This window comes from Pseudomonas sp., assembly GCF_046581935.1.
Taxonomy (GTDB): domain Bacteria; phylum Pseudomonadota; class Gammaproteobacteria; order Pseudomonadales; family Pseudomonadaceae; genus Aquipseudomonas.
The window spans coordinates 186,603-195,534 of record NZ_JAYGFK010000021.1; the positions used below are offsets into that span (position 1 = coordinate 186,603).

The window sequence follows — 8,932 nt, forward strand, 5'->3', positions numbered from 1 at the left end:
GACGGCGCTTTAGTTATTTATCGATGCGTTAGATAGCCCGTGCTTTGCTCAGGAGTACCAAAGCAATACCGCCGACTACGGCCAGGGTGGCAAGCAGCAGGCGCGGGGTAAGGGCTTCGCCAAGGAGCAGGCTGCCGGCGAGTGCGGCGATGATCGGTACGCTCAGTTGAACGCTGGCAGCTTGTAGGGCGCGCAGGTGCGGCAGTGCGGCGTACCAGACGGCATAACCGATACCCGAGGCCAGCGCGCCGGACAGCACGGCGTAAAACGCGCCGAGGCTGTCCCATTGCAATTGCTGACGAAACACCAGCAACAGCGGTATGAGCGCCACCAGGCTGCGCAAGAAGTTACCAGCGGTGGCCGCCAGCGGGTCTTGGGTTTTGCGCCCACGCAGTGAGTAGACCGCCCAGCAAGCTCCGGCCAGCAGCATCAGTAAGGCTGAGCCGGCCGCCGGTGCGCTGGCAAGGGGTAACAGCAGAATCAACAGACCGCCAATAGCGCTGGCCAGGCCTAGCTGTTGCACGCCAGCCAGGCGTTCGCCGCGCCACCAACCGTAGCCGAGCATGCCAGCCTGCACCGCGCCAAACAGCAGAAGAGCACCGCTACCGGCATCCAGTTGCAGGTAGGCGAAAGAGAACGCCGCTGCGTAGCCGAATAACGCCAGGGCCGAATACCAATCGCCGCCTAGCCGCCCGCGCTGGCGCAGCCACACCAGCAGGCCAAGCACCAGCGCGCCAGACAGCAGACGCAGGGCGGTAAAGCTACCGGCATCAATGGTCGTGCCAGCCAGGGCGGCGCGGCACAGTAAGGAATTGCCGGCAAAGGCCAGCATGGCCAATCCGGTCAGGAGGATTGTGCGCAACATCAGCGGCGCAGGTACGCGGCGAAGTCGATATCCCCTGCAGAGAGAATCGCCTGCACCCGGTTATGCACGTTGAGCTTGCGCAGGATCGCCGAAACATGGGCCTTCACCGTGGTTTCGGCGATATCCAAGCTGTAGGCGATCTGTTTATTGGACTCGCCCTTGGTCATGCGTTCGAGCACCAGCAACTGTTTGCGGGTTAGCGCCTGCAGCAGTTCCGGCGGGAAGTTGTGGTGATCGCTATGGCTGCGATGCGTGCTGTTTTTTTGCGTGCGGATGATGTCCGGTGGCAGGTAAACGTTGCCGTTGAGGATCTGCTGGATGGCATCGGTCATCTGCGCCCGTGGCGATGATTTGGTAATAAAACCCACCGCCCCGTAGGTAATGGCTTGCAGGACGATCTGCTTGTCTTGCTCGGCGGAGACGATCACCACCGGAATAGTCGGCGCTTCGTTACGCAGGTTGATCAGGCCATTGAGGCCGTGCATGCCGGGCATATTCAGGTCGAGCAGGATCAGGTCGAGGTCATCGTGCGCCTTGGTCAGTTCCAGGGCGCTGTCGAGGTCGGCAGTTTCCATGATGCTACTGCCGGGGAAGCCATCACTGATGACGTTATGGATGGCTTCGCGAAACAGCGGGTGGTCATCGGCAATTAGAATTTTGTACATGGCCTTATCACCTCATTGTTTTGATTATGGTGGGGTTGCAGCCGTGACGTTGGTTAACGCAGCAAGGGCATAGGGTGGGCCGGTATCAGGGGCAGGCCGGCTTGTTGCCAGGCATCGATGCCGTCACGGTACCAGTAGAGGTTGCTGTAACCCAGATGATGGGCACGTTTTACCGCATTCCAGCCCAGCCAGCAGTCTGAGCGGCAATAGAATACCAATGGCCAGGCTTTGTTGGCATTACTGGCCTGAACGAGATACTGGCGAAAGTAGGCCTGCCATTGCTCATCCAACTGTCCATCGCCGGTGTTGGCCAGCCACAAGCTGCCTGGCAGGTTGGCGTGCGGCTCCTCCTCGATGAACTGACCATGCAGCCATTGCCGCCGGTAAACATCGATCAGGCGCGTGCTCGGTTGCTCACGCAACAGCTGTTGCAGCGCGGCGGTATCCAGGGCGCGGGCATCGTCATGGGTGAGCGGTGTGGGGCTGCGGTACAGGCTGATGCGGTAGCCATCGGCAGAAAACAGCGGAGTGTCGGCCAGTGCAACGCTGGCCAGCAATAGGTGGGTGGTCAGCATAAGCAGCTTGGGCAGCGCCAGACATCGTTTCATCGCCTTGTTCTCGGTTCTTTTTATCGGTCTATTACAGGGCAATGGCGATGCTTTGGGAATTCTACGTTGGAGAGGGAAACCAGTACCAAAGTAGTAGATCTGTTTGCCGGCTGATTGTGCTGGTGGCTCCGGCGTGACCGCGAGTGAAACGGCAACAGAGCCTAAGCATTGCCTTTGCGCAGCGCCGCGTGCTGCGGGTTAAAGGTCAGTACCGCGAGTACGGCAAACAGCAGCGTCAGGCCCAGGCATACCGCCAGCGCCAACGGGCTAAGCCGTTGGTAGAGGGCGAAACGGACCAGCTCCACGGCATGGCTGAAGGGGTTGAGGGCGCACAGCCAGTACAGCCATTCGCTGGCTTCGCGCATCTTCCATAGCGGGTAGAGCGCCGACGAGAGGAAGAACAACGGGAAGATGACGAAATTCATCACCCCAGCGAAGTTCTCCAACTGGCGAATGCCATTGGACAGCAGCAAACCCAGTGCGCTGAGCATGAGCGCCACCAGCAGCAGCGCCGGCAGCGCGCTGAGCAATCCCCAGGCAGGCGGTTGCACGCCGTAGAGCCAGGCAATGGCGAGAAAGGCATACACCTGCAGCAGCGAGATCAGGGCGATGGCCAGCAGCTTGGCGGCCAGCAGAAAGGCGCGGGGCAGGGGGCTGGTCAGTAGGATGCGCATGCTGCCCATTTCCCGGTCGTAGACCATCGACAGCGAGCCTTGCATGCCGTTGAACAGCAAAATCATGCAGGCCAGCCCCGGCACGATGTAGGTTTCGTAAGTGATGTAGGTGTCGTATGGCTCAATGATGGCGATGCCCAGCGCGGCGCGAAAACCGGCGGCGAACACCAGCAGCCACAGCAGCGGCCGCACCAGTGCGCTGAAGAAGCGGCTGCGCTGCAGGACAAAGCGTAACCACTCGCGCTGCACAATGCCTTGCAGGCAATACCAGTAGGCGTTCATGGGTGTGGCTCCTGCTTGAGCATGCTGGACTTGACTGGACGGCGATTGGTTTCCGCTGTGGATGCCTCGGTATTGCCAGTGTCGCGGCTAAAGCTCCTCCCGCTGGTATGGCCTTGCTCGGCGTCGCCAGTCAGGCGGGCGAAGGCGGCGGCCAGGTCGGCGTCAGCGCTGCTGATTTGCGCCACGCTGCCTTGGGCGACCAGGCGGCTACGGTTGAGGATCAGCAGCTCGTCGTGGTGCTCGACTTCATCGAGCAAATGCGTGGTCCACAGCACCGCGAGCGCATGCTCATGGCATAGCTGACGCACATGGCGGTTCAGTGCCAGGCGGCTGGCTGGGTCAAGGCCGGCGCTGGCTTCATCGAGCAACAGCAGGCGCGGGCGATGCAGCAGGGCGCGGGCAATTTCCACCCGGCGCCGGTGACCGCCATTTAGCGAACGCACTTTCTCGTGGCGACGTTCGTCGAGTTGCTGACGCGCCAGTTCTTCGTCGATACGCGCCAGTGCCTCGCGCTTGCTCAAACCATGCAGGGCCGCGTGATAGGCGAGGTTCTGCTGCACCGACAGGTCGAGATCCAGAGTGCTCTGTTGAAACACCACCCCCAGTTGCCGCAGCGCCTGACGTGGGGCGCTGCGCAGGCTGTGGCCGAAGATGTGGATATCACCCTGTTGCAGGTCGTAGAGCCGGGTGAGCAGGGCGATCAGGGTGGATTTACCCGCGCCATTGGGCCCCAACAACGCGCTAAAACTCCCCTCTGTCACGCTGAAACCAACGTCCTGCAGGGCGTGGCGTTGGCCGTAGGCGAAACTCACGCCCTGTACCTGAAGCGCGCTCATGGCGTGACGACCACGCCCCAAGGGTAGCGGCCGACCTTGATCGACTTGCTGACCTTGAGCGAGTCGACATCAATCACCGAAACATCGCCGCTGACGCCGTTGGTGGTCAGCAGTTGCTTCTGGTCCGGGGTAAAGGCCAGGTGCCAAACGCGGCGGCCAACCAGCAGGTAATCGAGGATTGCATAACTCTTGGCGTCGACCACCGCCACATGGTTAGCCGGGCCGAGGGCAATAAAGGCGTACTTGCCATCGTCACTCAGCCTGACGCCGACCGGCTGCACTTTGTCCGGGTGGACGCCTTTGATTTGGAAGGTCAGGACCTTTTCGATCTGCCTACTGGCCACATCAATCACGCTGACCGTGCCGCCGATCTCGGCCGAGGCCCACAGGCGTTTGCCGTCCTTGTCGAACTCGACATGCCGGGGGCGCTGGTCGACCAGGGTGTTGTCCACCAGTTGCTGGGTGCTGGTGTCGATCCAGTGCAGCATGTTGGTGGTTTCGCTGGTATTTACCGCCCACTTGCCATCCGGGCTAACCGCCATGCCTTCGGGCTCAACGCCCACATCGATTTGCGCCAGCACTTCGCTGCTCTGGGTGTCGACCACCGTGACCAGGGCATCGTCCTCGTTGGAGATGTACAGCCAGCGGTCGTTAGGATGCAGGGCGAATTGCTCAGGGTCGGCACCGGAGGGCAGCTCCTTGATGATTTTCTGGCTGGCCAGGTCCATCACCTGTACGCGGTCGGAGTCGCTGGCGCAGATGTACAGCAGCTTGTTGTCACTGGAGAGCAGCAAGCCGCGCGGCCGCTGACCAACCTCCAGGGTGGCGGTGACCTGCATGCTGTCCAGGTCGATCACGCTGATGCTGTCGTCCTTCTCGTTGGACACATAAGCCGTGGCCGCCAGGGCGCTGTGGCAACTGAGGCTAACGGCGATGGCGCAGGCAAGGCGAGTAAGACGCATGGGGTTAATCCTCTTGTTGTAATGGTTTTATAGCCGTCGGCTGAGTGCTTGCTTTGGTGGGAGGGCTTTCGGCTCGGGCATCCTGCTTCGCTCTATCTCTTGCATCCCTGCACTCGTAGCGGCTCCTGTCGCGGCTAAAGCCCCTCCCACAAGAGCTATCCATGGGTCATGCCGGCCAGATCACAGCTCACCTCCGGGCGGTCGTAGCCGAGGCTGTCCATTTCATTGTTGGGATGGAGAAAGCCTTCCTGCGGCGAGGTGCTGACCAATGCGCGCGGTTGCACCAGCGGGATTGGTTGGCGCAGTTGGCCGTTCCAGCTGCGAAAGCTCAGCTTGCGGCCCTTGAACCCGTCGATTGGCAGTTGCTCACTCAGGGCCAGGGTGCGAATGGCCTGGACATCGTTCTGACGCAGCTTGGTAACGGCACTGGCGATGCTGCGCACGGCGATCCAGGCGGCGAAGTCGCGGTCGTTCATCCAGCGCTGGGCAAAGGCTTCAAAACGCTTCTGCAACTGCGCTGCACCGTAGGTTTCCACCGTCTTGTGCCACGCGGTCGGGGTTAGCCCTTGGGTGCCGGCAACGGGGCGCGGGTACCAGGTTTGGTAGGGCAGGTATTCGCCGAAGTCACCGCGCTCATCGGCCACCAACACCACGTCGTATTCGGTTGTTTGGGTGAACAGCGGCATCTCGGCTTGGGCGCTGCGACGCTGGTCGTTGTCGAAGCTCCAGCTTTTTTCCGCGACGATGCGCAGGCCAAAACGCTTGGCCGCACGCTTGAGTGCTGCGGCATAGGCTTGATCGTCCGCCGTCGGGCCGCTGATCAGCAGGGCGCGCGTCCATTTGCGCACAACCAAAAACTGCGCCAAGGCATCGGCTAGCATGGCGCGGCTGGGCAGGGTGTGCAGCACATTATTCAGGCACTGGCTTTGCCGCAGGCTGTCGTCGGCGCTGCCCGCGTTAAACAGCAAACTGTCGGGCAAGGCCTGGCTGAGCTGGCGCAGGGTGGCGACGGGCGCGTTGACCACAAACAGGCGCACGCCCTGAGTATGCAGCGCGCGCGCGGCGGCCAGCAGGCTGTCACTGTCGCTGCGTTCGGCCACGTCCAACTGGTAGCTGTGCTGGAGAAAACGCCCGGTGCTGTTGCTGTCGATAATCGCCAGCTCAGCGCCACGGCGGCCGGCATCCTGCGGCTCGGGGATCACGTTGGAGAGCAGCGGGCCGGTCTCGGGGGTGTAGCCCAGATAGGCGATGTGCACCTGCAGTGCGGCGCGGGGTTGCTCAGCCAGGCAAGGCATGGCCAGGCTGCACAAGGCTGCGGCGCAGAGCATGAGCGATTGGCTGATCCGGTGCATGGGCAACTCCTGAATAGGTGCTGCCAGCATAGGAACAGCCCGGCGTGCGGGAAATATGCCCAAAGTACCAGTACGCCTGTACCAAGGTAGTAAGTCAGTTGCCGCGCCTGGGTTTTACGATGGGCTCATCGATTAAAACAAGAAAAGGTGCCCGTTATGACCACGATCAAAACACTTGTTCTGACGCTTATTCTGCTCAGCGGCCTGCTCGGCTTTGACAATATCTACGCCGCTGGCGACCTGACCCGGCGGACTCAAGCGCTGCCCGATCTGGTTCTGGGTAACGAGGCCAGCGACTACAGCATGTCGCAAATGGAATACCAGCTGGAAACGGGTAAGGCCTACCAACTGAAGATCATTGCCAGCGGGCAGAAGGAGTACGCGTTTCAGGCCCCGGAGTTCGCCACCGCTATTTATCTGCGCAAGGTGGAAGCCGGCGGTGTAGAGGTCAAAGCCGTGACGCTGACCGAGCTGGAATTTGAGGATGCCGGTGAGGCGGAGGTGTTCTTCGTGCCGATCAAACCGGGCAAATTCCGCTTCTATGCCAAGGGCCTGGAAGGCAAGGGCATGCTTGGTTACTTCGTGGTCAAGTGACATGTCTGTTCTGTGGCGCACTTACCTGCTGGTGACGCTGTTTTTTGCCCTGGTCACGCTGCTTGGCCTGCTGCTGTTGCTGCGTCAGGCCCGCGACGATGTGCAGCGTGAAGTGCAGGCTGCCGAAGCCGTGGTTGAGTACCTGTACGAAGCAGCGCAGCGCGATCCGGCCAGCCTGCAGAGCGGCTTGACCGGCAGTTTGCGGCATGTGCGGGTGCAGTGGGTGTCCGCGCCTTTCAGCGCCACAGGGTTGTCGTCGGAACAGTGGTTGGCGCAGCGCTTGTTCTCCATATCGTCTACCCCGCGCATCGTGCAGTTGGCGGATGGTAGGCAATTGCAAATTAGCGTCGACCCCACCGATGAGATCGACGAAGTCTGGGATTCGCTGTTGCAGTTATTGCTGCTCTGCCTGCTGGCGCTGCTGATCAGCCTGCTGGCGATTCGCTGGGCCGTGCGCCGTGGCCTGCGCGTGCTGGATGAGCTGTTAGGCGGTCTGCAACAGGTGACTCAAGGCCAGCTCAATGCCCGGTTGCCCGCGCATAGCTTGCCGGAGGCGCGGCAACTGGCCGGCTACTTCAATACCATGGCCACCACCTTGCAGCAGGTTCAGGCAGACAATGGCGAGCTGACCCAAGCCCTAATGGCCCTGCAAGAGCGTGAGCGTGCACAGCTGGGGCAGGCCTTGCATGACGACCTTGGCCAATACCTCAGCGGCATACGCGCTCAGGCCTGCTTGCTGCAAGCGGTGGCCCAGCAACCCGAGCAATTGCGGCTTACCGCGCAGCATTTAGATGCTAACTGCCAGCGTTTGCAGGAAGGTTTTCGCGCGCTGATCCGTGATCTTTATCCGGTGGTACTGGAGCGTTTGGAGCTGGATGCAGCGCTGCAACTGCTCTGCGCCAACTGGCAAACGGCGCAGCGCGTGCCGTGCCGGGTGCTGCTCAGTCGCCAGTTGCCGAGCCTGCCGTTGCCGATCAAAGCGCACCTGTACCGTTTGGTGCAAGAGGCGCTGACCAATGTGGCCAAGCATGCCCAGGCCAGCGAAGTGCGTGTGCGTTTGCACTGTCAGGGCCAGCGCTTGCGACTGTTTATTCGCGACAATGGTTGTGGCGCGCAATTGCCGCAGCGCCCGGGCATTGGCCTGCGTTCAATTCAAGAGCGCGCGCGCAGCCTGGGTGCAGTGCTGTACCTATCCAGTCGCCCTCAAGCCGGGTGGGCTTTGTGCCTAACCTTGGCACTGCCGGAGCCGGTAACATGAAAATACTGCTGGTTGATGATCACGCGGTTGTTCGCCAAGGCTATGCCAGCTTGCTGCGCGCCTTACTGCCGGACGTACAGGTGCGAGAAGCATGCGATGGTGAACAAGCGTTGCAGATGGTCCACGAGGAGATTCCCAACCTGGTCATCATGGATATCGGCCTGCCCGGCATCAGCGGCCTGGAAGTAACCCGACGCCTGCGTCAGCGCCTGCCGCAGTTGCGCGTGCTGTTCTTCAGCATGCACGACGAGTTACCCCTGGTGCGGCAGGCGTTGGATGCCGGAGCGCTGGGTTACTTGAGCAAAACCTCATCGCCCGAAGTGCTGATCGAGGCCGTTAAACGCACCTTGGCCGGGCATGCCTACATCGAGCAAAGCCTGGCCACCCACCTGGCCTGCAACCCATTGGGCGAGGGCAACAGCGACCCACGCCTGCGCGGCATGACCCAGCGCGAATTCGAGATTTTCGTGATGCTCGCCAAAGGCATGCCCAACCGCCAGATTGCCGAGCACTTGTGCATCAGCAGCAAAACCGTGTCCAACTACCTGACCCTGCTCAAGAGCAAGCTGCAGGTCAGCTCCCAGGCAGAACTGGTGCATCTGGCGATTGATACCGGGGTGATTCGCCTGGGCCTGGAAAGCGCCTAAAGCATCGCGCAGGCTTAACCCGTCGCGATATCTTGCGACTACCTACTAGGGATGCTCTGAAGTAGCCCTGTATTTCCGGTCGACTTCAGCCCTTGCTGATTTTTAAAACGGCTATTGACCAAAAATCGATCAACACCTCGCCCATTTAAGTATTTTTAGCCGCTGCGAACGCTTCGCAGCTGCTATTCC

10 protein-coding genes are annotated in these 8,932 nt (G+C 61.0%); 3 read left to right on the plus strand and 7 right to left on the minus strand.

Translation table 11 applies throughout. The annotated features are described in order from the left end of the window. Window positions 1-28 precede the first annotated feature (28 nt). The 7 genes from VCA57_RS19510 to VCA57_RS19540 all read right to left on the minus strand — a co-directional run bounded on the left by VCA57_RS19510 (window position 29) and on the right by VCA57_RS19540 (window position 6,220). On the minus strand, window positions 29-865 hold the full coding sequence (locus VCA57_RS19510) for a DMT family transporter (RefSeq protein ID WP_411186727.1): 837 nt from the start codon (window positions 863-865) through the stop codon (window positions 29-31). Then, a complete protein-coding gene (locus VCA57_RS19515; RefSeq protein ID WP_411186729.1) occupies window positions 865-1,530 on the minus strand; it encodes a response regulator in 666 nt (221 codons plus the stop codon). The genes VCA57_RS19510 and VCA57_RS19515 overlap by 1 nt, the downstream gene beginning before the upstream one ends. Window positions 1,531-1,583: 53 nt before the next feature. Continuing rightward, window positions 1,584-2,138 (minus strand): PQQ-dependent catabolism-associated CXXCW motif protein, encoded by a 555-nt coding sequence (locus VCA57_RS19520; protein ID WP_411186731.1) that lies wholly within the window; start codon window positions 2,136-2,138, stop codon window positions 1,584-1,586. Window positions 2,139-2,299: 161 nt separating this feature from the next. Next, a complete protein-coding gene (locus tag VCA57_RS19525; RefSeq protein ID WP_411186733.1) occupies window positions 2,300-3,094 on the minus strand; it encodes an ABC transporter permease in 795 nt (264 codons plus the stop codon). Then, window positions 3,091-3,930, minus strand: a complete 840-nt coding sequence (locus VCA57_RS19530; protein ID WP_411186735.1) for an ABC transporter ATP-binding protein — start codon at window positions 3,928-3,930, stop codon at window positions 3,091-3,093. The genes VCA57_RS19525 and VCA57_RS19530 overlap by 4 nt, the downstream gene beginning before the upstream one ends. After that, window positions 3,927-4,892 carry a YVTN family beta-propeller repeat protein gene (locus VCA57_RS19535; protein ID WP_411186737.1) on the minus strand — a complete coding sequence of 322 codons (966 nt, stop codon included), beginning with the start codon at window positions 4,890-4,892 and terminating at the stop codon, window positions 3,927-3,929. Before VCA57_RS19535 ends, VCA57_RS19530 begins: the two co-directional genes overlap by 4 nt. A gap of 155 nt (window positions 4,893-5,047) precedes the next feature. Beyond that, window positions 5,048-6,220 (minus strand): ABC transporter substrate-binding protein, encoded by a 1,173-nt coding sequence (locus tag VCA57_RS19540; RefSeq protein WP_411186765.1) that lies wholly within the window; start codon window positions 6,218-6,220, stop codon window positions 5,048-5,050. 180 nt (window positions 6,221-6,400) lie between these two features. Here VCA57_RS19540 and VCA57_RS19545 point away from each other — a divergent pair, with 180 nt between their 5' ends. Genes VCA57_RS19545 through VCA57_RS19555 form a run of 3 tightly spaced genes read left to right on the plus strand, consistent with a single transcriptional unit; the run spans window position 6,401 to window position 8,743 of the window. Next, window positions 6,401-6,838, plus strand: coding sequence for a copper-binding protein (locus tag VCA57_RS19545; protein WP_411186739.1), 438 nt, complete (start codon window positions 6,401-6,403; stop codon window positions 6,836-6,838). 1 nt (window position 6,839) lies between these two features. After that, window positions 6,840-8,096, plus strand: coding sequence for a HAMP domain-containing sensor histidine kinase (locus VCA57_RS19550; RefSeq protein ID WP_411186741.1), 1,257 nt, complete (start codon window positions 6,840-6,842; stop codon window positions 8,094-8,096). Continuing rightward, window positions 8,093-8,743 carry a response regulator transcription factor gene (locus tag VCA57_RS19555; protein ID WP_411186743.1) on the plus strand — a complete coding sequence of 217 codons (651 nt, stop codon included), beginning with the start codon at window positions 8,093-8,095 and terminating at the stop codon, window positions 8,741-8,743. Before VCA57_RS19550 ends, VCA57_RS19555 begins: the two co-directional genes overlap by 4 nt. Window positions 8,744-8,932 lie beyond the last annotated feature (189 nt).

What these genes read in the sequence shown, in the direction of transcription:
- VCA57_RS19510 (WP_411186727.1), bottom strand. Translation starts at nt 865, where the DNA reads ATGTTGCGCACAATCCTCCTGACCGGATTGGCCATGCTGGCCTTTGCC.
- VCA57_RS19515 (WP_411186729.1), bottom strand. Translation starts at nt 1,530, where the DNA reads ATGTACAAAATTCTAATTGCCGATGACCACCCGCTGTTTCGCGAAGCC.
- VCA57_RS19520 (WP_411186731.1), bottom strand. Translation starts at nt 2,138, where the DNA reads ATGAAACGATGTCTGGCGCTGCCCAAGCTGCTTATGCTGACCACCCAC.
- VCA57_RS19525 (WP_411186733.1), bottom strand. Translation starts at nt 3,094, where the DNA reads ATGAACGCCTACTGGTATTGCCTGCAAGGCATTGTGCAGCGCGAGTGG.
- VCA57_RS19530 (WP_411186735.1), bottom strand. Translation starts at nt 3,930, where the DNA reads ATGAGCGCGCTTCAGGTACAGGGCGTGAGTTTCGCCTACGGCCAACGC.
- VCA57_RS19535 (WP_411186737.1), bottom strand. Translation starts at nt 4,892, where the DNA reads ATGCGTCTTACTCGCCTTGCCTGCGCCATCGCCGTTAGCCTCAGTTGC.
- VCA57_RS19540 (WP_411186765.1), bottom strand. Translation starts at nt 6,220, where the DNA reads ATGCTCTGCGCCGCAGCCTTGTGCAGCCTGGCCATGCCTTGCCTGGCT.
- VCA57_RS19545 (WP_411186739.1), top strand. Translation starts at nt 6,401, where the DNA reads ATGACCACGATCAAAACACTTGTTCTGACGCTTATTCTGCTCAGCGGC.
- VCA57_RS19550 (WP_411186741.1), top strand. Translation starts at nt 6,840, where the DNA reads ATGTCTGTTCTGTGGCGCACTTACCTGCTGGTGACGCTGTTTTTTGCC.
- VCA57_RS19555 (WP_411186743.1), top strand. Translation starts at nt 8,093, where the DNA reads ATGAAAATACTGCTGGTTGATGATCACGCGGTTGTTCGCCAAGGCTAT.